This is a genomic window from Paenibacillus sp. BK033 (assembly GCF_004345425.1).
Lineage (GTDB): Bacteria > Bacillota > Bacilli > Paenibacillales > Paenibacillaceae > Pristimantibacillus.
Genome location: NZ_SLVP01000001.1, coordinates 57,102 through 79,558, shown reverse-complemented (window position 1 = coordinate 79,558; position 22,457 = coordinate 57,102). Strand labels below are relative to the sequence as shown.

Sequence of the window (22,457 nt, the reverse complement as noted above, 5' to 3'; positions counted from 1 at the left end):
GGAACTCTACGTTTTCATACCTTTGTGGCCAACCGCGAAAACTTGGATGAGCGAATCATCCGCTAACAGAAATAACTGCTGTGAGATACAAAAAAAGCGCATCATCCCATGGATGATACGCTTTCCCCGATAACCTATTCCGTCAACTCCAGGAACAGGTCAATGTCTTTCGTCGTTAGCTCAACCGCATCTCGCCAGAAATCCGCTTCCTCGAGGTTGACGCCCAAATGCTTCTTCGCCAGCTCCTCTACCGTCATGCGGCCTGTGTCGCGCAGAAGCTGCACGTAACGTTCCGCGAACGCCGGTCCTTCCTGCAGGGCGCGCGCATAGATCCCAGCACTGAACAGGTAGCCAAACGTGTACGGGAAGTTGTAAAACGGTACGCTTGTAATATAGAAGTGGAGCTTGGAGGCCCAGAAATGCGGATGCAGCTCGCCTAGCGCCCCGCTGAACGCTTCGCGCTGCGCTTCCTCCATCAGGCTGTTCAGCTTCTCAACCGGTACAATACCTTGCTTGCGTTCCTCATAGAACCGCGTCTCGAACAATACCCGCGCATGAATGTTCATAAAGAACGCTACGGCGTTCTGGATTTTGTCCTCCAGGAGGCCTAGCTTTTCTTCGCGGTCAACGGCCGTCTTCATCGCCGAATCCGATACGATCAGCTCGGCAAAAGTCGAAGCCGTCTCCGCTACGTTCATCGCGTACTCCTGCGACAGCGCCGGCAGATCATCCATGACATATTGATGGTACGCGTGTCCAAGCTCATGGGCCAGCGTCGAAACGTTATCCGCAGTTCCCGAGTAGGTCATGAAAATCCGTGTCTGACGGCTCTTAGGGAAGGAAGTGCAGAAGCCTCCAGGGCGTTTGCCCGCCCGGTCTTCCGCTTCAATCCAGGCGTCACGGAAAGCCATTTCCGAGAAATCCGCCATATCCGGGCTGAACTTGCGGAACTGCTCCACGATAAACCTCGCGCCTTCGTCGAAACCGATTGTGCGTGCCGAGGAGCCAAGCGGCGCGCTGACATCATGCCAGTCCAGCTTCTCAAGCCCCAGCAGCTTCGCTTTCCGTTCCAGGTAACGGACAAGCTTCGGCTTGCCTTCATTGATTGCCGACCACATCGCGTTAAAGGTAGCTTCGGACATCCGGTTAATTTGCAGCGGCTCCTTCAGCACCGAGTCCCAGCCGCGTTTGCCGTACAGCTTCAGCCTGAAGCCAGCGAGGCGGTTCAGCGCGTCCGCGCACAGCTCCGCGGCATCCCCCCACTCGCGCTCCCACTCGGCAAAAGCACGGATACGAACCGAACGGTCGCCGTCCGACAATCGGTTGAACATTTGTCCTGCGGAGAGCACCTTCTCCTCCCCGTTCTCGCCGATATCCGTAAATTTCGCGCGGGATACGATCAAATCGTACAAGGCACCCCAGCCGTGATAGCCGTCAACCGCGAGGTCGCCGGCCAGCGCTTCAAGCTCCGGCGCAAGCTTTTCCTTAGCCAGCTCCCGGCGTTCGGTCAAGCTGAACGCGACCTCGCCAAGCGAGCCGTCGCTGACGATACCGGTCCATTCCTCATCGCCAATCTGGCGAAGCTCGTTATCGTAACGCGTTAACGCGCCAAGCAGCTTGGCGCTGATCGTTTTTACGCGGTCGCTCAGGCCGCTCGCCGCGGTGTCTTTCATATTTTGCGCCTGCAGGCATTCAACGAACGATTCCGATTGACGCAGACGGATCAGCACGGACTGCAGAATAGCCGTCGCGTCCTCAATCTTTTTCATGATCTCCAAGGAGTTGTTAGACAGCAGCCGGTCCAGCTCGGCTACATCCTTCTCGATGCCGGCCAATTCACTGGCGAAAGCGGCCGAACCCGAGCCTCCTTCATAAAACGTCTCCAAGTCCCATTTCATTGGATAATTGCTTGTCGTCATTCAACCGTTCCTCTCCTTCGCGTTTGTATTGGCCTCTGGTATGTAAAGCCTTCAACAGAAAAACACCGCCACAAAAAGATCGACAAATAAATTTGCGCAATCTTGCTTCAGCGGTGTATAACTTAATTATATCCAGATTGGAGGAATAACACCATGTCACAACCCTTGCAAATTTCACCCGAAACCGCAATCAAGTTGTCCAAGCAGCTTGGCGTGCCGCTCGAGCATTTAATGCATATGCCTAAACATATATTACTGCAGAAGCTCACCGAACTGGCAAAAGCGGAAGCAGAGGCCGGCAAGCCGTCTGAATCCGCTCCAGGCACGGAGGAGTCGTCCTCATGATTCCGTTCGAGAGGACTTGGCCCTACGACATTGTGATGAAGGACGTTTACGTTCCCAGCTGCCCCTTCTGCCGCAGCGAGAACGTTCTCATCCCGCTTCGCGTTCGGGAGATTGAGGACATTCAGCATGGCAAGAAAAAACTGCTTGTTTTCCCGTGCTGCCACAACAAAGTTACGGTCCTCGATATGGACCAAGACTATATTTTGACGGATCAAAGTCTCCGCAAGCTGAGCCATTAATGCAGGACAAGCCCTTTATGCCGTCGTCTGCACGGGAGCCTCAGTCTCTCCCGTCGCAGCGGTCGGCGATACCGGATGTCCCTGCTCCAGCTGTTCCCGGATAAGCTGCCATTGCTCGCGGCTCCGCCGGATCATGGCCTCATCCATAATGCGCTTGTCGCTGACAATGCGCGAGAACCATTTGACCGCTTCCGACAGCTCGCCCGTTCGCCGGTTGAGTTCCCCGATAATGTACATCAGCTTCGCATTGTTTAATTGCGAGCCTTCTTCCTCGTAGACCTTGATATATGCCTGAAGAGCGAAGCGCATAAAGCGCAGCTCCTCCTGCCGATTTCCCTCGTAACGGTACAGCCATGCGATATGATGCAAAATACCCGCTATTACTCTAGGCTTTTCGTCAACCGCCTGCGCCGACAATAAAGCGAGCTTGTACACCTTCATCGCCTGCGCCGCATCGCGTTCGCCGCCATAATCATACGGAGTCCAGCGCGAGCCGATCTGCTCCAAATAATCTTTGCGCTGCCGCTCGGTAAGTCTTTGCGTACCATTCTCCGTTGTTGCAAATCCGCAAGTCGGACAGACCCGGACGACATAAAAATCCGGATTTGCTTCCGCCCGGTAATAACCGCAAAAATCAGAATCGATAGCCAACGCTTTTTTAAAGCTTGGGCGAACTCTTGATGTCATAAAGATGGTCTCACAGCAAATGCAATTCATCTTTGACTGATAGAGCGGCTCCATACCAAATCCATCTCCTATTCGGGTGTGTTCACAAAATGGTAGGCCGGACCTGACAATCTCTCGATAATATACGCTTGCAGCTCTTCATCAAGGCCGGAAGCCTCCTGCAGGGCCCGCTTCATGCAATCAAGCCAGGCTTCCGCATGCTTCGGCGTGATCGGAAAAGGCATATGCCGCGCCCGCATCATCGGATGGCCGTATTCGTCCGAAAACAGCGCAGGTCCTCCAAAAAACTGCGTCAAAAACATAATCTGCTTTTCCATAACGGGGATGATGTTCTCCGGAAATAATGGACCAATCAACTCATGTGCCTGCACTTTAGGGTAAAAAGACTCAACGATTCGTCTTAAAGTCTCAGCTCCACCAATTGCTTCATAAAGGCTTATATTCCTATTCATCGTCAATTTCATCTCCATCATGTAGGTATTTAGTATTATAACACAAAAAAAACCCCGCATCGTCGCCAATGCGGGATTATTATTGATTAGCTGCAACGATTAACCTTCGTAGTCCTCTTCTCCCGGTGCCGTCAGTGATTCTCGGATGACATACACGAACGCACAGACCAGAATGCCAGCGATTATACTCATTATCATCACTCCAAGCCTTCAAAGGTACCTTCATTGTAACATAAAAAAACGGACCGTCCAGCCCCTTTTGCAAGCGTTTTCTTAGAATTATGAAAAATATTTTCCCTCACAAAACAGACACCTTTAGTGATGGATGTCCACCTTTCTTCATAAACATCATGTAGGGGTTGTACATTATGTTTTTTCGCATGTCCAAATGTCCAAAGGAGGACGCATCCATGCTCCGAACGCTCACCCGGCCGGCCTCGATAACCGGCCTCATCGCCCTGCTCATCGTCCTGCTGATGGCGGTGTTCCCCTCCCAAACGCTGGAGTCGGCGCTGCGGGGATTGTCGATATGGTGGCAGGTTTTGTTCCCGGCTCTCTTCCCTTTCTTCGTCATTTCCGAGCTATTGCTCGGCTTCGGGATTGTCCACTTCTTCGGAAAGCTGCTGGATCCGCTGATGAGGCCCTTATTCCGCCTTCCGGGCATCGGAAGCTTTGTCGTTACGATGGGATATGTATCGGGCTATCCGGTTGGAGCAAGGCTTACCGCCCAGCTGTGGGAGCAGGGCCTTGTCAAACGCGCGGAAGGCGAGCGGCTTGTCGCTTTCACAACTACCTCGGATCCGATCTTCCTGATCGGCGCCGTATCGGTCGGCTTTTTCCATAACGCCGCTCTAGCACCGCTGCTCGCAGCCGCCCACTACGGCGGCGCCTTTATTATCGGGCTCCTCATGCGGTTTCATGACCGCCATGAGCCGGTTACCGAATCCGTAAGGCGAATGCCGTTGCGCCGCGCCTCGCGCCTGGTGGAAGCAACGAAAGCGATGCATGAAGCGCGGCTTATGGATGGGCGAAGCCTTGGCAAGCTGCTGCAGGACAGCATTCAATCCGCGCTTCGCCTGATGATGGTTGTAGGCGGACTTGTCGTTTTTTTCTCCGTTGTGATGGAGCTTCTCACTCATGCCGGCGTCGTTGAGGCATTGGCCGAGGGGCTGCGCTTATTGTTTGGCGCCGTTGGTCTTCCGGCGAAGCTTGCCGACGCCATCGTATTTGGCTTATTCGAGGTTACGCTTGGCGCGCGGGCTGCGGGGGAAGCAGGAACAGGATTGCTGCACCAGACCGCTATTGCTGCTTGGATTCTGTCTTGGGGAGGGCTGTCCGTGCATGCGCAGGTGGTTAGCCTGCTAAGCCGCACCGATCTGCGGTATATGCCCCTTATGCTTGCCCGTCTGGCTCATGCTTTTATCTCCGCTGCCCTCGTCTATCTGCTGTGGGGATGGCTCGCACCTTAAACTTTTGTATCGGCGTTGAATTTGAAGCCATATTCCTATATCATCATTAGTATCTTTGAATTGGCCGGAAGGGGTTTAAATTTCTTGAAATATGCAGTCATCGATCGTGGCGATCAATTATCGAAATCATTAGCGGAGCGATTCCATCAGCTGGCGGCAGAACGCGGGCTTACGCGTCATGACGAAACGCCGGACATCATTGTGTCCATTGGCGGAGACGGAACGCTGCTCCAGGCTTTCCACAAATATACCGACCGGGTAACCGATGTATCCTTTGTTGGCATTCATACGGGCCATCTGGGCTTTTACGCCGACTGGAAAGCCGATGAATTAGAGACGCTTGTCACCTTGATGGCGGAAGAAACGCCCCATCTCGTCCGTTATCCGCTTGCGGAAATCGCGGTGGAAACCGATGAGCAAAATTATTACTACCTGGCGCTAAACGAATTTACGTTAAAGGGCGTTGACGCTACCCTCGTCGTGCAGCTTAGCGTTAACGACGAGTCGTTCGAAATGTTCCGGGGCGACGGGATCGTCATCTCTACTCCGTCAGGAAGCACGGCTTACAACAAAAGCGTCGGCGGCGCTATCGTCCACCCGTCCATTGAATCGCTGCAGATTGCAGAGATCGCGTCGATCAACAACCGGGTGTACCGTACGCTTGGGTCGTCGTTCCTGCTTCCGCAGCATCATCACTGCGATATTATATCGAAAAAGGAACAACGCCTGCTGCTTACGATCGACCATCTAAGCCTTCAACGGACCGATATCCGATCTATCCGCTGCAGCGTTTCTACCCGCAAAGTCAGCTTTGCGCGGTACCGTCCGTTCCCGTTCTGGAACCGCGTCCGCGATGCGTTTGTCGATATGTGAGTATACAAAAAGGGCTGTCCGCTGGTCTCGATGACCTGCGGACAGCCCTTTCGTTATGTTTAAGGGCGGTTTCCTTGCTCTTTGTTGTTCTCCTTATTCCTGTCCCGCTCTCCGCGTTCTCCCCGCTCCCGCTTAGGGCCGGAATGGGAGTGAACGGTTGCTTGCTCGGATGCTGCGGCAACATCCTTGTTCGCTGCCGGTCTGATCGGCTTCTTGCCGTTAGGGCGATAGCTTCTCCGATGCTGATCTTTCCCGCCGCGCTGCTGATGATGCGGCTGGCCATGCTGCCGGGACGGCTGCTGTTGCTGCTGAGAATCCTCGGCGTTGCGTCCGCCGCCTCTGCCCCCGGCCGCGCTTTCTCTCGCGGCTGCAGCGGCACCCGCCAGTACGGCATCGGCAAGCGAGGAAGCGCCAACCTCGTGCTCATCCTCCGCATCCGTTTTCTCCTGCCCATTGGCATCCTGTTTCGAAGGAGCCTCCTGCTCGTCTCCCGCTTCTTCATCCGGAGATTTTGCAGCCGTACCGGTTTTCTCCAAAACAAAATAAGCGCAGCCGAAATTGCAATATTCGTTAATATAGTCGGACATTCCGGAATACGCGCTGTCCTTCGTTGCTTTCATATGATTATCGCGGAAAAAGCCCTTCAGGCGCAGCTGGCTATAGCCCCAGTCGCCGATAATAAAATCGTAGCGTTCCAAAACCTCGCTGTAGCGATCCTTGAACGCATCCGCGTTCCAGCCGTTGCGATTTTCATGAATAAGTTCATATATTTTGCCGCCAATTTGGATCAATTCCGTTTCCCCTCTTTCGAATTCCCCAATAGAAGCTATGCGTTGCTGAGCTCGCGTTCCTCTGCTTCGGCAGCCGAATCGGTCTGCTCATGCGCATGATAGGAGCTCCGTACGAGCGGTCCCGACTCGACATGACGGAATCCGCGTTTGTAGCCTTCTTCCTTCAAGCTTTTGAATTCATCGGGGTGCACGTAGCGTTCAATCGGCATGTGATTAGGAGTAGGCTGCAAGTATTGACCCAGCGTCAAAATGTTGCAGTCTACGGCACGAAGATCATCCATCGCCTGCAATACCTCTTCGTAGGTCTCGCCAACGCCAAGCATAATGCTTGATTTCGTTGGAATCTTCGGATTCATTTCCTTGGCGCGTCTCAAAAGTTCCAGCGATCTTCTGTATTTCGCTTTCGCGCGTACGCGGTTCGACATCCGCTCAACCGTCTCGATGTTATGGTTCAGAATGTCCGGCTTCGCATCCATAACGATTTTCAGCGACTCTTCATTGCCCATAAAATCCGGAATCAGCACTTCTACGCGGGTGAACGGCATCCGCTCGCGAATAGCCTTGATGGTACCGGCAAAAATCGAGGCGCCGCCATCGGCCAAATCGTCGCGGGCAACGGATGTCACTACGCAGTGGCGGAGACCCATTTGCTCGGCAGCTTCGGCCACGCGCTGCGGCTCCTGCAGGTCAAGCTCCGTAGGAAGGCCTGTCTTAACCGCGCAGAAGCGGCAGGCGCGGGTGCAAATATCGCCCAAAATCATAAAGGTTGCCGTACGGTTGGCCCAGCACTCGTAAATATTCGGGCAACGCGCTTCCTCGCAGACCGTATGCAGCGTTTTGGTGCGCATCATGTCTTTGATTTCGGTGTAGTTGCCCTCGGTTGTAAGCTTTATTTTAAGCCAGTCCGGCTTTTTCAATTTTTCTTTGCTTGATTTCATATGGAATTCCCTGCTTTCACTTTCAATTGGACAGTCGAATCTCATCGTTTATTATAGCATAGTTCGGATAAAATCCAATGATTTGCAAAACATAACGAATATTGCTTTGAGCTTTCGAAAGGGTGGAACGATTGAAACAGACTTTTTCTATTGCTTTGGCTGCCGTTGTCGCTTCCATGCTCATATCCGGGCAATCAGCCTACGCGAATCCGAATCAAAATCCGAACTCTATTGCCAGTGAAGAAAAGCCTGCCCAGGCACAATCTTCGCAAGGAGAGGCTGACTCCTTAACCACCAGACAACAGCTTTACGACAGGTTAAGCACGGTTACCGGCATTCCTTGGTACCGGATCGCCGCCGTTGACCAATACGAGCGAACCTTGTCCAAAGCCCGTCCGAAAGCCCGTCCCCAATTGGGTAAAATCGTTGGCATCTATATCGACGAGGAGCAATGGGCCGGCCCGCTGAACCCGGACCCGGCCGATAACGTACCGGTTTCCATACAATGGTTCAACGGCGTTGGCCGCGACGGGGACGGGGACGGCTTTGCCGACCGCACGAGCGATCTCGACCTGCTGTATTCCGTTGCGAACCGGCTGCTTCAGTATGGCGGTTCTACGGAGGACGACTTCTCCATTGGCTTGTGGGAGTACTACCATAATAGCAGGGCGGTGCAGCGTATTCAGCAGTTTTCCAATATTTACGCTACCTTCGGACGTCTGGACTTGTATGAGCATGCGTTCCCCGTCCCGGTCGGAACCAATTATTCGTACCGAAGCACCTGGGGCAATGCCCGCGGCTGGGGAGGACGGCGGACGCACGAAGGAACCGATATTTTCGCCAATCACGGCATTCCTGTCCGCAGCACCTGCTACGGCGTCGTGGAGATAAAGGGCTGGAATCCTTACGGAGGCTGGCGGATCGGTATCCGGGACTTGAACAACTACTATCACTACTACGCCCATTTGTCCGGCTTCGATAAGACCGTTGGCATCGGCACGATCGTAAAACCGGGCCAAACGATCGGCTGGGTCGGCAGCTCCGGTTACGGCAAGCCCGGAACGCAAGGCAAATTTCCGCCGCATCTGCATTACGGGGTCTATCGAGACCGCGGTCTTATTGAATGGGCATTTGATCCTTATCCGCTCTTGAGACGGTGGGAACAGGATGAACGGAACCGGTTAAAAGCTGCAAACCGATAAAAGGGGCAATCCCAAAGGCCGATTCGCTTGGACCTTTTGGGATGCCCCTTTGTTTTTTATCCGCCGTCTCCCGCATTGGCTGCATTGGCATTGCCTGCGTTGTTGGCCGTATTGCTGTCTCCGTTTGAAGGAAGCGGGGATTCGATCGAATCCAGCTGCTCCTTCAGCATGCTTCCGTCGGACGGCTGGGTAACACCTTGGCCTTTCGACATCGGCAGCGATATATTCGGAGCGTCAGGCGCGGATTCGCCAACCGGCTTGCCTTCATTGTCGTAGTAATACATAGGCACGTCGCCAACCACGAGCAGATACGAGATCGGTATTTCCGTCTCCACGATTTGCGGGTCGGTCTCGAACGGCACGATAATGGCGACCTCGGATACGATATGAATGTACACTTCGATCAGAATCATATTGATGCCGGCATTCGTCTGGCGCGTGTTCAGATCCACCTTCACGGCACCCACCGGCTCGAACTTGACCGGAATTCTTGGACCATACGTCGAGATCAGCGCGCTGCCAAGCGCGTTGCCGACCGGAATATGCTCGGGAATTTCCTTCAGCTCGTCAAGCGTTGCCTGCACCGTCTTAATCGTCTCCGACCGGATCTTCGTATGCTCGGCATAGTTCAGCATAAAGCCGGATACTTTGCCGTCGCTGTTCATTTTCCAATCGATCAGCTTCTCGAAATCGGCATTGCTGACAACCTCATTCGTCGTAGCCTTGTTAATCGCTTGCGTAGCAACCTGCTTGATTCGCAGCTGAGCAACCTTCATCAGAGGGGGGCGCAGATGCTTTTCAATGTAAACAAGGGATTGAAGAGTTCCAATAAGAAGAATGAGTACGGTGACGATAATCCATAGCTTGGTGCACCGCTTACCGGATTTCAGACGCGTTCCTCCGCCCCCGCTTCCCACCGAGCTGATGCTCATCGTTTTGATGCCTCTTCCGGGCGGTCTGACCGGGCGTTTGCGGGGCTGCCACATCCCGCCCCAATTACCTGCCGGCTTTGGCTTTCGCGCCGACCGCCATTTGCTTGTTCCCCATGGCTTTGGCGCGCTGCCCGAAGCAGAAACTTTGCTTCCCCAGCTGACCCGCTTAACCCTCGCGAAAGGGCGGTTAGACCATAATTGCTGCCGGCTCAGGCCAAGTGACCGAAGCATCCAGCCCCTTCGTCCCCATTTCGTCACTTCCATCGCCTCCTAAAAAGAATTTCCACCCCACCGGCCTCACTCAGGGCCAGTGGTGGAAATTCTTACTACGTAAGCCCGTACCTCTACATGCTTATGCAGGGCAAGGACAAAAAAGACGACCTCCCGTTAGGAGCACCATGCCGGCAGCTTATGCTCAACCTTATTCCCAATAGCCTTTGTGTACGGCCACAACCTCTTCTTCAAGCTCGGGGAAAGGTCCAACTACCTCGATCGGCTTCTGGCCTTTGGCGAAAATATCCCGGCAAGGCAAATTAAACGTCGGGTTCTGCTCATGGTCGCCCGTCAGCTTCAGCAGCGCTTCCTCCGTTGCGGCGTAGACCACTTTTCCCACATTGCCCCAATAGATAGCTCCCGAGCACATCGCGCATGGCTCAAAGGTCGTGTAAAGGGTGTAGCTCCACAGATCATGATGCTCGTATTGACGGGAGGCTTTCTCCATCAACGCGGTTTCGGCATGGCCGGTGCACCGTCTTTCCGTAATCTCGACGTTCTCCTGCTCCAGGACAATTTCGCCCTCCTCGTTCACAAGAATCGCGCCAAACGGCGTATTGCCGTTCTCCCTCGACCTGCGGGACACCTCTATGCAATATTTTAAATAATACGTATGATCCTGCTTCATGCTCTCTCGCTCCCTTCGTTTCCCCTTATCATAGTCAGAGCGCCGCGAGGAGTAAACGAGCCCGGGGCAACTTTGTGGCGGTGACTAATCCGGGCCTGCCTCTTTAGTTGCTGCGCACAGTCGAAAGCCGCTTCGTATGCGGCAGACGCTTGTGCTATAATAGCCGGAGCACATTTTGGATAGATGATGGAGGATGTTATGTTAACTTTTGACGAAAAGCTGGCTATTATTGAATCGTTCCCGGAGCTGACGCGGACGAATGTATCGCTGGGACGCGTGAATTTCCAGTTCGAGAACAGCTTATATGACCGTAAAAATGTGGTGTACCACCTGCACCCGAACGGCAACGGCTTCGTGTACGCCGGGCTGCTGCGCAATTTCAGCCAGGACGATAAAGGGATGATCAACATCCGCGACTACAACGAGCTTCAGCTTCGTACGCTGCTCCGCCAATCGATCGATTCGCTCTCCGTACGCGAGGAAGAACCGGCTCCGAAGCCGTCGCGCAACCGCAAGAAGAAGGACCAGCTATGGACAAACGGAGAAAATCAAAGCCTGACCGTAAAATGGGAAGATGATATGTGGTACGTTTATTCCGGACTAAATCTAGAGATGGCCTTTGAAGCGTACGGCGAGGTCGAGGAATACATGAAAGAAGAAGGGTTCCGCCGCGAGCAGAATTAAGCGAGGTATGACGGAAAGGTCGGATTACGCCCGTCATTCCGGAAATGGATCTCCTTCCAGTCGCTGGAAGATGCATTTCCTTTACTCCTCCTACTCCGACGGTTGGAGTAAACGGAAAAGAGCAGCCCCATGACATCTGGGCTGCTCTTTTTATTGTGTCAGCTCAATTATCCACTCCCAGTGGCTATTGATCAAATAAGACGGTTTTCCGTGCCGCAGACCGCCGTACGGATTCCTGCGGTAGCTAAAGAAATAGTTCTGGCTATTTATTCCAATCACATCCGTACTGCATTATGATTAAATCAACTACTTATAGTTACCGTTCCGTTACGAAATGGAGGAGCTTCTATGTTCCAGCTTGTTGGCGTGATCTTTATTGTTTTGGGGATTCTCAATCTGTTGTATCCGAGGGCGGGCTGGTACATGCAATACGGCTGGCGGTTCAAGAATGCCGAGCCAAGCGATGCCGCGCTCGTTATGGGTAGAGTCTCGGGCATCATTGGTATCGCAATCGGCATTTTTCTGTTCTCTGGATTTTTCCCTTTTCTCTAACTAAAAACCAAAGGGCAGCCAAATAAATGGCTGCCCTTTGCGGTTTATATAAAAATAAAATTGCAGGACGGAATAGAGGAAATGGATCTCCTGGAGGAAAGCTTAAGCTTACGAAGCAGCTTTCTTTCAGAAAGCTTTGAAGTGCTCGCCTTTGCTTTCACTTTGCATCATCCAGAACATAGTTCAAAGCAAAGTGAAAGCAACAGCGGCCGTAAGGAGACCCATTTGCGTCATGACGGAGCTACAACAATTCTCCCTGCAATTTATGGCGTCCTCTTAGGCAGCTGGCGGACATACTGGTCCGACAGACCCATCAGCTTCATGATGTAGTCGTAATCGCTCTTGTACTTCGAGAAGTCCCGGACGGGCTCCATCGTTTTGAGCGAGTAGGCCGTGCCGTCGTCAAAGCCTTTGCCCGGAACGAACAGGATATCGTTGTTGAAGAAGGATCCTGTCGGCAGATAATACCGCATGCCAAATACGTTATGGTTAATGTTCAGCAGGTCATGCCCGAACGGCACCACCCCTTCGTCCGCAGGCTTTACGCCCAGCAGGTTCGCGAGGGTCGGCATAATATCAAGCTGCCCGCCCGGCTGCTCCACGACATGGCCGCCGCTCTGGCCCGGAACATGGATTATGAGCGGAATATTGAACCGGCTGAGCCGGTCATCGTAATGAATGCCCAGCTGCTGGCTGATCTCCGCCGCGCTGGCTTTCTCCGGCTGCAGGCCGAAGTGGTCCCCATACGCAACAAGCACCGTATCGTCCCACATGCCGTTCGCCTTCAGGCGGTCAATGAGCGTGCCAAGCGCATAGTCCGTGTAATGAACGGCCTGCAAATAGTTGCCGAGCTGCGTTCCTTCCATGGAGGCCGGAAGGGTCAAATCCGTCCGGTCCTTCGGCACCTCGAACGGGAAGTGGCTGGAGACGGTCACCATCTGCGCGTAAAACGGCTTCTTCTGCTCGTGCAGCGCCTGCAGCTTGTCTACCGCAACCTTGTACAGCTCCTCATCCGATGCGCCAAACGCGTTAAAGTGATCATTGGTGTAGAACGGCTTATCATAGTAATGGTTGAAGCCCAGCGCCGGATACAGCTTGTTCCGGTCCCAGAACGTCACATCGTTGACGTGAAACGTGCTGGCCTCATACCCTTTGCTCTCCAGCATGCGCGGCATGCTTGGCAGCTCGCGGTTGCCGTAACCCGTCGACATGGCGATCTCCCCCGTCGGGTAAATCGAGGTGTTCGACATAAACTCCGCATCCGAGGTGTTGCCCTGTCCGATCTGCTGATAAATATGAGGGAAATAATAGCTCTCGTCAGCCAGCTTGTTCAGCACGGGCGTCAGCTCTACTCTGCCAACGGACAGATGAAGCGGAAAGTTCTGAAAAGCCTCCATCTGGACCACAATCACATTTTTCCCCTGAGCGGTTCCGAACTGAACAGCCGGCTGGCCCGGTTGATCCTGATAAGAGTAGGAAGACATCAGTTCGTTAATGTCCGCTTTGGTCTGTTCAATATCGCCGCTGCTCGCTATCGCCTTCTCGCTCTGGTTATTCCAGGCTGCAGCCGCCTGATACCCGATAAAGCCCAGCCCTTCGGCTTGCTCCAGTTCATTCGGAATATCGCTCCCGGCATAAACCAGGCTTCCGGATACAACGATACAGACCAGAAGGCCTCCAATGACGAGACGGAGCTGGCCGATTCTTTTTCTCCCCGAAACCCGGGTTCCTCTGATTAAACGAACGATATACAAGATTGCTAGAATCGCAAGGTCCAGAAAATAAATATAATAGATACTCTTAATTAGCGATTCGACGCTGTCTTGAATTTGATTGACTTGATCAAGCGCCTTGAGGGCGGTATACGTCGGCACGGAGCCGTAATAACTGAAGTAGACGGTTGACGCAAAGAGCAGGACGGACACAACCAAATTCACCGCCCAATAAGCGATCCCTCTCCATCTTGCTGCGGTAACGAGCTCCACGATAAGGAGCAGCCCAAGCCAAGCCGCCGCATCGGCCAGAAGGCCGTTCCATTTCAGCTCTCCGAACAGGAATAACCGGAACAGGACGGATTTCACAAGCAGCAGAAGCCATATTGCGATCATCGGCGAACGCCGGTAATCGTCTTTGTGGAACGAAAACAATGTACTCACTCTCCCATACGAAAAAAAAGAAAAGAAGCCGTCAAATGACGGCCGCTTTGTTCATCTGCTTATTCTATTTATAGTAACCGATTTGCTAGTAAGAGAAAAGGGCACGTGGTTGCATGTTCCATGTCAATTAATAGATCGCTATCCAGCCGCTAAGCTCACACAGCAATCGTGATGTGGTCCGCAGTACTCTTCGACTGACGTTTGAAGTACAGGAAGGTAAGGGCCAGGAACGCGACGGCAAAAGCGCCTAGGATAAGCATCTGCTCGCGCATCAGGGCATAATCGCCGCTTGCGATAATCGTCTTGAAGCCTGTAATCGCATGGGTCATCGGCAGCCATGGGTTCAGCTTCTGCATCCAGTCCGGCAGCAGCTCGAGCGGGAAGGTGCCGGCGCTTGATGTAAGCTGGAAGATCATCAGCAGAACGACCAGGAAACGGCCCGGATTATCCAGCCATGTAACAAGCGCTTGAATAATGAACGTATACGCTAAACTTGTCAGAATAGTAAAGAGCACAAAGAGCGGTACGCTCGTTACGTCTATCTTTAATCCGTATAAAAGTACGGCATCGGCAATCAGGGACTGCAGAAGGCTAATCGTCACATAGGTCAATGTGCGGCTCATGAACCGGCCCATCGGTGTTGCGCCCAAAGTGTACGAATCGCGCACCGAGAATACCGTCGTATAAACAAGCGCGCCCATAAACAACGCCAGCGATAAGAAGTAAGGGGCAATGCCAAGTCCATAACGGTCGAGCTTATGGTCCGTATTTTCTTTTACGACAACCGGCTCCGCAAACATGTTTACGATATTGTCGCCATCCTTGATGCTGCCGGTCTCCGCAGCGGCGTCATTCAGCTTCGTTGCCAGCTCGCCCGAGCCGTTCACGAGCTGCGCCGAGCCGTCCTTCAGTTGTCCTGCGCCTTGGTCCAGCTGCTTCGAGCCGTCGGCAATGCCTTCTACGCCGCCTGATAGCTTGCCGAGTCCATCCTTCAGTTGAGCGGCGCCGCTGTTTGCGGCTTTTGCTCCCGCAGCCAGCTGCTCAGCGCCGGTTCCCGCTTCCTTCAGCTTCCCGCCAAAGGTCTCGAGACCGGAAGCCAGTTTCTCCTGGCCTTGGCTAAGCGAATTGGCGCCTGCATATAACTGCTCTTGGCCTTGCGCCAGCTTGCTGCTTCCAGCCAGAAGCTGCTCCTGGCCTTCCTTCAGCTTCGCGCTTCCGGCAGCAACCTGCTTGCTTGCCGCAAGCAGCTGCTTCAGCGCCTCGTTATCTTGCAGCTCAGGCGTCCCCGCCATCAGCTGCTCGAGTCCTTTTGCAACCTGGTCCGCACCGTCGGCTACCTGACCGCTTGCCGCGGAAGAAGCGGTTAGTCCTTGCTTCAGTTCAGCCGCGCCGTCTTTGGAAGCCTTTAATCCTTCTGCCAATTGGGCTGCGCCAGCCTTGGACTGCGAAGCTCCGTCTACGAGCTGCTGCCCGGCCGCGGACAATTGCCCCAGACCGCCAGCCAAGCTTGATGCCCCGGAGGCCAATTGGCTGGTGCCTTGACTTAAGGTTGTTGCGCCATCGTACAGCTTGGATACGCCGCCGCTCAGCTCGGAGGTGCCGCTGGCCAGCTTATTGAGGTTATCCTTCAGCGTTGTGATGCCGTCCTCCAGCCTGCCGGCCCCGTCCTTCAATTCGGTTGCGCCTTCTCCCGCTTTGCCCAGTCCGTCGGAGATGGTTCCGACCTGCTCGAACATGCTGCGGGTATACGCTTCGGTAATTTGCGTGTTAAGCTTCGAACGCAATTCCTTCATGGCACTGTTGCCAATCTGACCAGCTACAAAGTTATATTGACTGTTCGGTTCGAAAATCAGCTCCGCCTGAACCGGATTTTCCTGCGTTAAGGTCGCAGCATTTTCCGAGAAGTTGCTAGGCACGGTAATGGTCATGTAATAATCGTTATGCTCCATGCCATCCTTCGCCTGCTCTTCGCTTACGAAATCCCATTTGAAATTATCGCTTTTCTTCAATTCGTCAACGAAGTCTTCCCCGACATTCATCGTCTTCCCTTCGTAAGTCGCTCCTTTATCAAGGTTAACCACGGCGACGGGAAGCTTGCTCGTCTGGCCGTAAGGGTCCATCGAGCCGTCAATCAGTATGCTGCTGTACAGCATGGGAAGCAGGGCGACGCCTATAAAAGAAAGCAGCAGCATTCTTTTGGTCGCCAGCGTTTTCATGTCCTTGAGGAAAACTTGAATCGGCTTCATGTTCACACATCCTTCTTTCGGTTGAATAAATGACTAAATCCGTATTTTGGTCATTTTGGACCAAAAAAACAGCCCTTTACAGGCTGGAATTTTCTAAGATCGGGATTCCTTCATAATGCCTTTGGTAATAAGCATCGCGATGTTCTCCTTAATCTGCTCCTTGGTGAGCGGCTCGCTATGCGACTTGTTCCATTCCGTTGCAAGCCCCAGATACAGGCGGAAGATCATATAGGATGTGATTGTCGTATCGCATTCCCTCACTTCGCCTTTCTCAATCGCAAGGTCCAGCTTCTGCTTCAGAAACTCAAGACCAAACAGTTCCATCCGCCGGATCCCCTCCAGCGCCTGCACGGTGCCGATATCCCGAACCTCTTGCGCCAGCTTGACGAACAGCTCATGATCCGAACGGAATTCAAGGATAGAATCAAGCAGGCTGAACACACTATGAATGAATGAACGCTCACTGCCTTCCATATCAAATCCGCAGTTCATAGCTTCCTTCAACTCGATCTCTGCCTTGTTCAGGATCGCCTCGAACAACTCTTCCTTCGTCTTGAAAAAGGTATAGATCGTGCCTTTGCCCACGCTTGCGATCTTGGACACCAAATCCATTGTGGTCGCTTTATAGCCGAATTGCGCAAACGACTGCGTCGCTGCCTTCAATATTAACGCTTTGCGGTCAATGGACATGAGTCAATTTCTCCTCTCCTTCTACGATCATGAACTTTCCGAAATGACCATAATTCAATTTCGGTCATTTAGTCATAAATCATTTATAACATATTCGATATCCCAAGTTCAAGTGCAACTTTTCTTCTCTTCCACGCGTACAATCAACGTACTTCATATCCATATCGTGGAAGCATCGGAGGAACAAGAAATGAACAACGGCTTTGGATCACCGGCGGGATTTGATCTCATGATCACTATTATTCCCATCGTTATCGTAATCGGATTCCTTATCGTTATCGGAACCGTCGTTTACCGCGGCGCTAAGTATGTGCAAAATGCTACTTCACCCAAAGAGTCGATTTACGCGAAAGTTGTATCCAAACGAATGGACGTGAGACAGAGCTCCCATAACCATGACGGCCACGTCAGCCATTCGTCCCATACTTATTATTACATCACGTTGGAATTCGTTAACGGCGAGCGCCAGGAGTTCCTGGATGTAAAAAACCTGTACGGTCTTGTTGTGGAAGGCGATATCGGTTACGCGGCAACGCAAGGCGAGTGGATTGTCGCTTTCGAACGCAACAGCAGAGCAAACATGTAAAAAAAAGAGGCTCAAGCCAGACTTCTGACGGAGCCTCCCATACGCAGAACGGGCGCGGCGCTGCAGCGGACAACGGGACTTTCGGGCTGCCGGAGCATTTGACCCAGCACCTCTACAGCTGCGGTGCATAGCGCTTTTTTGTTGACCGCCATCGTCGTTAATGGAGGATCGGCCTCCGCGGACATGGCAAGACCGTCAAACCCGATAACCGATACGCGACCGGGTACGGGCACGCCCCGTTTGTCAAGCTCCTTCATGAGCAAGAGAGCAATCCGATCATTCCCGCAAAAAACTGCCGTCGGGTAGTCTCCCTCCCCGAACCGGTCGCAATAAGCCGACAATTCCTCTTGTGTCCGGTCGAAGCCTTCCGACTCGAGCAGGCACAAGGAGAAGTCGGGCTGCAGGTTATTTTGCAGCATGGCCTTCGTATAACCAAACCAACGCTCCTCGTGACTGGTCGTCAGGTTCACCGGCGCAATGCAGCCGATCCGCTTGTGACCCGCTTCAATTAAAGAATGGACCGCATAGCATGCCCCCTCAATATTAGCCGACGTAACGGCGGACGCCTCAATATCCCTGTAATACGAATCAAACAGCAGCATCGGCTTTGTAAGGGTCTGCTGTACTTTTAAGATGTAATCCTTCTCCAATATGCCAAACGCGATAATCCCCTGATAGTCGATATGCTGAACCAGCTCGGGGAGGATACGCTCCTCTTCCTGGGCTATGCTGATTCGCACGAGAACCGCGCTGTAGCCTTCCTCCTGCAGCCGGCTGTCCAGTCCCCAGATCAAGTCGTGATAAAACAAAAAATGCTCGTTATCCTCATGGCTCAAAATTCTCTCCGGCACGAGCACGAGAACAGGAGCGCTTACGGAGGATTGACCGTCGTTCAACGGATATCCAACCTCTTGCGCGGTTTGGACGACCAGCTGTCTCAGCTCTTCACCGATTCCTTTCTTATTGGAAAGCGCCAATGAAACCGCATTGCGGGATATGCCCAGCTTATCGGCGATCGTTTGCATGGATATTTTTTTTGGTCGCGGCATTCTTCAACTTCCTCTGTTCCTATGTTATAATCAATTTACTTTACAGATATTTATTTTGTCAAGTTTAGTAAAGCTGTAATCGATGACTTGGAGGGATCAAGATTGGCGAATCAACCGATTTTCCTGGAACCTGTATTTCAAGAACGAATTTGGGGCGGCAAGCAATTAAGAGAGCAATTCCATTACGATATTCCGTCTGACCGTACCGGGGAATGCTGGGCAGTCTCCGCTCACCCTAACGGTCAAAGCGTTGTTCATAACGGTCCTTACAAAGGGCTTAAGCTTGGCGAACTGTGGGAGCAAGAGCCGCAGCTGTTCGGCTCCAAGGCGGTTAAATTCCCGCTCCTCACCAAAATCCTCGATGCCTCGGATGATTTGTCCGTGCAGGTGCATCCGGATGATGCCTATGCGCAGGTGAACGAGAACGGCGAGCTTGGCAAGACCGAGTGCTGGTACATTCTTGGCTGCGAGCCCGGGGCTGAAATTATTTACGGCCATTCCGCGGCTACGAAAGAGCAATTTAAGCAAATGGTCGACGCAGGCGAGTGGAATCAGCTTCTGACGAAGGTAACCGTGAAACCGGGCGATTTCTTCTATGTTCCTAGCGGCACTCTCCACGCGCTTGGCAAAGGCATTCAAGTACTGGAAACGCAGCAAAGCTCGGACACCACTTACCGGATCTACGATTATGATCGGAAAGACGATAAAGGCGCGACACGCGAGCTTCATCTGGACAAAGGCATTGAAGTCACTACAGTGCCTCATGTGGATGCGGAGACATCCTTCTCCACGGAAACCGTTGGCGGTACCGAGGTAACTACCTTTGTATCCAACAGCTTCTTTACGGTTCAAAAATGGAACGTGAGCGGCGAAACGGCATTCCCGGAGCAGGTTAAATTTACGATCTGCAGCGTCCTCGACGGAACTGGCGAGCTGGAGAATTCTACAGGCAGCTACCCGCTGAAAAAAGGCGATCATTTCATTATTCCGCTGGGCTTCGGAAGCTTTACGCTTCGCGGCCGGCTTGAGCTTATTATTTCGCACGAATAACAGACTGCAGCTTACGAAGCAAGATTTACCACGTACGGCCAAAAACGAGGCCTTTCGTGTGGCAATTCTTTTAAGGAGGCAACGAACTTGCGTATTGGAGCAATTGAAGCAGGCGGAACAAAGTTTGTATGCGGTATCGGCAACGAACGCGGTGAAATCGAAGAACGGATCAGCTTGCCGACCGAGCACCCGGATTCCACGCTGCGCGGGGTCCTGAACTACTTCCGCGACAAGCAGGTTGAAGCTATCGGTATCGGCACCTTTGGACCGATCGATATTGATCCTGCCAGCCCTACCTATGGGTTTGTTACGACAACCCCTAAACCAGGCTGGTCCGGATACGATTTCCTTGGCACGATGAAGCGCGAGCTTCCCGTTCCATACGGCTGGGACACGGACGTAAACGCGGCGGCATTTGGCGAAGCCAAATGGGGCGCGGCAAAAGGGCTTAATAGCGCGCTTTATTACACGGTAGGTACAGGTATTGGCGTTGGCGTTTACACGGAAGGCAAGCTTGTACATGGCCTGCTGCATCCGGAAGGCGGTCACGTTCTTACCCGCAGACACCCGGAAGATACGTTCGCCGGCTTCTGCCCTTATCATGGCGACTGCCTGGAGGGCATGGCGGCAGGTCCCGCTATTGGACAACGCTGGGGCGTGAAGGCTGACGAGCTGACGAAGGACCATCCGGCATGGCAGATGGAAGCTTTCTATCTGGGCCAAGCCATTTCCAGCGCGATTCTGCTGCTGTCCCCGAAGAAGGTTATCCTTGGCGGCGGCGTTATGCATCAGGAGCAGCTGTTCCCGCTGATCCGCGCGGAAGTACAGAAGAACCTGAACGGTTACGCTTCGCACGAAGCGCTTCGTGAAGGCATCGATTCTTACATCGTGCCGCCTGGGCTTGGCGATAACGCCGGTCTTTGCGGATCGATCGCGCTTGGAATCGACGCGCTCGAGCGCCGGCAATAATAGAAGAAGGCCTTACCGGAATTCGTCCGGTAAGGCCTTCTTTCATTTCATGGATGCAATAACATCGCCTAAGCCCTCTGCCTTAACATGACTCAGCCATCTCTTATGCCCAAGAGTCACCATGTACTGCATCCCGTCTTTTTGGAACCGGGATTCAAGACTTCCCTTTGCTTTCAATGGCTTGGGCCCGTCCATGATCGGCATTCCGGGCTGAACCGGTTCAGCCTGGATAAGAAGAAAACGGTCATTCGCATCATCTACGTATTGCAATGCAATCCTCTGACCCTTAATCTCGCCCCGCACCTTGTGTACTTCAAAAGGAAACTGCCCGGGAACCATCACATGACGGTCGAACCGATTCCTGTAATCTCTTACGACTTTGTTTTCATTGACAAGCGGATTGGCCCCGTCGTATAGGGCATCAAGCCGGATAATTCGATCTTGTTTTATCGTTAGGTCCCAAATGAATGCCATGCGGCTGCTGTTAAACGCTTCGTCCCGGAAATAACCAATCAGGATGCGATGGCCTATCTTCGTCGATGGAAGTCCTTCCACTTGAAGGATCGGGCTGTCTTCTCTTATTTCCGGCATTCTGGCGCCATTGGCAAGATAGCTCTGAGCCAGATCGTATTTATGTCTCAATAGCGCGTTAATCATCTGATCAACGGCTTCTTGCTTTGGCATAGCTACCGCCCCATGGGCAGGGACCAGGAGCAGCATAGCCATAACCAAGGATATGATCCATTTCATATTCCTAACCTCCCTGGTTAACTTCCCCAGTAAGGCCATTGTCTATTATTCCATGCGGAAAACAATCTCCATGCCCGTCGGCTTCCTTTTTAACGGTCTTTCGTATTCGCTGAATACAAAGCTAACGCCGGCTAGATCGTCCGGAAGAGCGGGAGCAACAACAAAGCAGTAGGCAGAATTCCCCCCGGAGCTTGTTCCTTGGTCCACGTAACAGCGGTAACCTTCGCCCAGCTCCAGCTCGATATACGTATGCGCCCGCATGGCCTCGTTTTCGCGTTCCCGGTAGTCCCCGTGTATGCTCAGATTTACGACGCTTGCGTTCTCGTATTGTCTTATACCGGACAAGGTATAGACCTTGCCTCCGCTCTCCGCGCAACGGAGAACGGGCAGATGCTTGCGGAAGCCCGCTGGCTCGACCAGCGGCAGATAAACCTCTTCATTCAAAAGCAGGCTAAATAGAGACTTCAACAAATCCGGGTACAGACGGTAACGGTCCGCCCAGCTCTCAATGCTTTTAAAGGGCGGAAAACCCGGATTCTGATTCGACACCTCTCTTCGTTCCTCAAGCAAAGCGCAGAGCTGCTCGTCGATCTTGAATAAACGGGCATCGTAGTGATCCGTTGGCCTCTCCATCGGTACTCTTCTCATCCTAATCCCCTCGCCTCTTCTATGAACTGAGCTTGCCCAAATCTCCGGTAATTAGCATATAAATCCCCCAGCCTAGTACAATTACGGCTCCAAATCTGCTGAAGAAGATATAGTTATCGCTTGGACCCGAATTACCGTCCATGGCCCAGCCATGTTTCATATGCCAGCTTAAAGACGGGAATAGCCATCCCATAACTCCTGCAATAATGAAAATTAGCGAAATGAAAACTACCACGTTATCATCTCCGTTTGTTCGTTTGCCAGGCACAACAAGGCCTTCTCCGATCTTTGACATGACGGGGAAGGCCTGAATAATTCTCAATATAATG

General features: G+C 52.8%; 24 protein-coding genes. 10 read left to right on the top strand and 14 right to left on the bottom strand.

Features of this window, described 5'->3' with window-relative positions; translation table 11 throughout:
* Positions 1–134: 134 nt before the first annotated feature.
* Positions 135–1,919 (bottom strand): M3 family oligoendopeptidase, encoded by a 1,785-nt coding sequence (locus tag EV294_RS00345; protein WP_132303058.1) that lies wholly within the window; start codon positions 1,917–1,919, stop codon positions 135–137.
* A gap of 153 nt (positions 1,920–2,072) precedes the next feature.
* On the opposite strand from EV294_RS00345, the gene EV294_RS00340 reads away from it, so the two are divergent.
* Positions 2,073–2,264 carry a YycC family protein gene (locus EV294_RS00340; RefSeq protein WP_015842834.1) on the top strand — a complete coding sequence of 64 codons (192 nt, stop codon included), beginning with the start codon at positions 2,073–2,075 and terminating at the stop codon, positions 2,262–2,264.
* Complete coding sequence (locus tag EV294_RS00335) at positions 2,261–2,503, top strand: hypothetical protein (RefSeq protein ID WP_132303057.1); 243 nt, start codon at positions 2,261–2,263, stop codon at positions 2,501–2,503. The genes EV294_RS00340 and EV294_RS00335 overlap by 4 nt, the downstream gene beginning before the upstream one ends.
* A gap of 15 nt (positions 2,504–2,518) precedes the next feature.
* Here EV294_RS00335 and EV294_RS00330 read toward each other — a convergent pair whose 3' ends face one another.
* A complete protein-coding gene (locus EV294_RS00330) occupies positions 2,519–3,244 on the bottom strand; it encodes a DUF2225 domain-containing protein (RefSeq protein ID WP_132303056.1) in 726 nt (241 codons plus the stop codon).
* A 14-nt stretch (positions 3,245–3,258) separates the two neighbouring features.
* Positions 3,259–3,642 (bottom strand): globin domain-containing protein, encoded by a 384-nt coding sequence (locus tag EV294_RS00325; RefSeq protein ID WP_132305157.1) that lies wholly within the window; start codon positions 3,640–3,642, stop codon positions 3,259–3,261.
* Between the two features lie 410 nt (positions 3,643–4,052).
* Between EV294_RS00325 and ylbJ the strand changes: the two genes are divergently transcribed.
* The gene (gene ylbJ / locus EV294_RS00320) at positions 4,053–5,111 is read left to right on the top strand and encodes a sporulation integral membrane protein YlbJ (RefSeq protein WP_132303055.1); all 1,059 of its coding nucleotides are present in this window, start codon (positions 4,053–4,055) and stop codon (positions 5,109–5,111) included.
* 84 nt (positions 5,112–5,195) lie between these two features.
* Positions 5,196–5,984 carry an NAD kinase gene (locus EV294_RS00315; protein WP_132303054.1) on the top strand — a complete coding sequence of 263 codons (789 nt, stop codon included), beginning with the start codon at positions 5,196–5,198 and terminating at the stop codon, positions 5,982–5,984.
* Positions 5,985–6,043: 59 nt separating this feature from the next.
* On the opposite strand, the gene EV294_RS00310 is transcribed toward EV294_RS00315, so the two are convergent.
* Both EV294_RS00310 and lipA read right to left on the bottom strand, forming a co-directional pair.
* Positions 6,044–6,775 carry a YutD family protein gene (locus EV294_RS00310; RefSeq protein ID WP_132303053.1) on the bottom strand — a complete coding sequence of 244 codons (732 nt, stop codon included), beginning with the start codon at positions 6,773–6,775 and terminating at the stop codon, positions 6,044–6,046.
* Positions 6,776–6,810: 35 nt separating this feature from the next.
* Complete coding sequence (lipA, locus tag EV294_RS00305; protein WP_132303052.1) at positions 6,811–7,713, bottom strand: lipoyl synthase; 903 nt, start codon at positions 7,711–7,713, stop codon at positions 6,811–6,813.
* 176 nt (positions 7,714–7,889) lie between these two features.
* On the opposite strand from lipA, the gene EV294_RS00300 reads away from it, so the two are divergent.
* A complete protein-coding gene (locus EV294_RS00300; RefSeq protein WP_481856041.1) occupies positions 7,890–8,915 on the top strand; it encodes a M23 family metallopeptidase in 1,026 nt (341 codons plus the stop codon).
* A gap of 56 nt (positions 8,916–8,971) precedes the next feature.
* Here EV294_RS00300 and yunB read toward each other — a convergent pair whose 3' ends face one another.
* Both yunB and EV294_RS00290 read right to left on the bottom strand, forming a co-directional pair.
* Complete coding sequence (yunB, locus tag EV294_RS00295; protein ID WP_243711533.1) at positions 8,972–10,105, bottom strand: sporulation protein YunB; 1,134 nt, start codon at positions 10,103–10,105, stop codon at positions 8,972–8,974.
* 163 nt (positions 10,106–10,268) lie between these two features.
* Positions 10,269–10,748, bottom strand: coding sequence for a nucleoside deaminase (locus EV294_RS00290; protein WP_132303050.1), 480 nt, complete (start codon positions 10,746–10,748; stop codon positions 10,269–10,271).
* Between the two features lie 198 nt (positions 10,749–10,946).
* Here EV294_RS00290 and EV294_RS00285 point away from each other — a divergent pair, with 198 nt between their 5' ends.
* Positions 10,947–11,432, top strand: a complete 486-nt coding sequence (locus EV294_RS00285; protein WP_132303049.1) for a hypothetical protein — start codon at positions 10,947–10,949, stop codon at positions 11,430–11,432.
* 348 nt (positions 11,433–11,780) lie between these two features.
* Positions 11,781–11,984, top strand: a complete 204-nt coding sequence (locus EV294_RS00280; protein WP_132303048.1) for a DUF6199 family natural product biosynthesis protein — start codon at positions 11,781–11,783, stop codon at positions 11,982–11,984.
* Between the two features lie 263 nt (positions 11,985–12,247).
* Here the strand turns inward: EV294_RS00280 and EV294_RS00275 are convergent, their stop codons facing one another.
* The 3 genes from EV294_RS00275 to EV294_RS00265 all read right to left on the bottom strand — a co-directional run bounded on the left by EV294_RS00275 (position 12,248) and on the right by EV294_RS00265 (position 17,076).
* On the bottom strand, positions 12,248–14,092 hold the full coding sequence (locus tag EV294_RS00275; RefSeq protein ID WP_132305153.1) for an LTA synthase family protein: 1,845 nt from the start codon (positions 14,090–14,092) through the stop codon (positions 12,248–12,250).
* 203 nt (positions 14,093–14,295) lie between these two features.
* On the bottom strand, positions 14,296–16,386 hold the full coding sequence (locus tag EV294_RS00270; RefSeq protein ID WP_132303047.1) for a YhgE/Pip domain-containing protein: 2,091 nt from the start codon (positions 16,384–16,386) through the stop codon (positions 14,296–14,298).
* Positions 16,387–16,479: 93 nt separating this feature from the next.
* Positions 16,480–17,076 carry a TetR/AcrR family transcriptional regulator gene (locus tag EV294_RS00265; RefSeq protein ID WP_132303046.1) on the bottom strand — a complete coding sequence of 199 codons (597 nt, stop codon included), beginning with the start codon at positions 17,074–17,076 and terminating at the stop codon, positions 16,480–16,482.
* 190 nt (positions 17,077–17,266) lie between these two features.
* Between EV294_RS00265 and EV294_RS00260 the strand changes: the two genes are divergently transcribed.
* Positions 17,267–17,662 (top strand): DUF2500 domain-containing protein, encoded by a 396-nt coding sequence (locus EV294_RS00260; protein ID WP_132303045.1) that lies wholly within the window; start codon positions 17,267–17,269, stop codon positions 17,660–17,662.
* Positions 17,663–17,673: 11 nt separating this feature from the next.
* On the opposite strand, the gene EV294_RS00255 is transcribed toward EV294_RS00260, so the two are convergent.
* Positions 17,674–18,711 (bottom strand): substrate-binding domain-containing protein, encoded by a 1,038-nt coding sequence (locus EV294_RS00255; protein ID WP_132303044.1) that lies wholly within the window; start codon positions 18,709–18,711, stop codon positions 17,674–17,676.
* Between the two features lie 102 nt (positions 18,712–18,813).
* Here EV294_RS00255 and manA point away from each other — a divergent pair, with 102 nt between their 5' ends.
* Together manA and EV294_RS00245 are read left to right on the top strand one after the other, a co-directional pair.
* Positions 18,814–19,761 carry a mannose-6-phosphate isomerase, class I gene (manA, locus tag EV294_RS00250; RefSeq protein WP_132303043.1) on the top strand — a complete coding sequence of 316 codons (948 nt, stop codon included), beginning with the start codon at positions 18,814–18,816 and terminating at the stop codon, positions 19,759–19,761.
* Positions 19,762–19,848: 87 nt separating this feature from the next.
* Positions 19,849–20,730, top strand: a complete 882-nt coding sequence (locus tag EV294_RS00245) for an ROK family protein (protein ID WP_132303042.1) — start codon at positions 19,849–19,851, stop codon at positions 20,728–20,730.
* Between the two features lie 42 nt (positions 20,731–20,772).
* Here EV294_RS00245 and EV294_RS00240 read toward each other — a convergent pair whose 3' ends face one another.
* The 3 genes from EV294_RS00240 to EV294_RS00230 are packed head-to-tail and all read right to left on the bottom strand — an operon-like array spanning position 20,773 to position 22,450.
* On the bottom strand, positions 20,773–21,480 hold the full coding sequence (locus tag EV294_RS00240) for a hypothetical protein (RefSeq protein WP_132303041.1): 708 nt from the start codon (positions 21,478–21,480) through the stop codon (positions 20,773–20,775).
* Positions 21,481–21,525: 45 nt separating this feature from the next.
* Positions 21,526–22,128 carry a hypothetical protein gene (locus EV294_RS00235; protein WP_132303040.1) on the bottom strand — a complete coding sequence of 201 codons (603 nt, stop codon included), beginning with the start codon at positions 22,126–22,128 and terminating at the stop codon, positions 21,526–21,528.
* Positions 22,129–22,147: 19 nt separating this feature from the next.
* Positions 22,148–22,450: a DUF6199 family natural product biosynthesis protein gene (locus EV294_RS00230; protein WP_132303039.1), complete on the bottom strand. Its 303-nt coding sequence runs from the start codon at positions 22,448–22,450 to the stop codon at positions 22,148–22,150.
* Between the last annotated feature and the right edge of the window lie 7 nt (positions 22,451–22,457).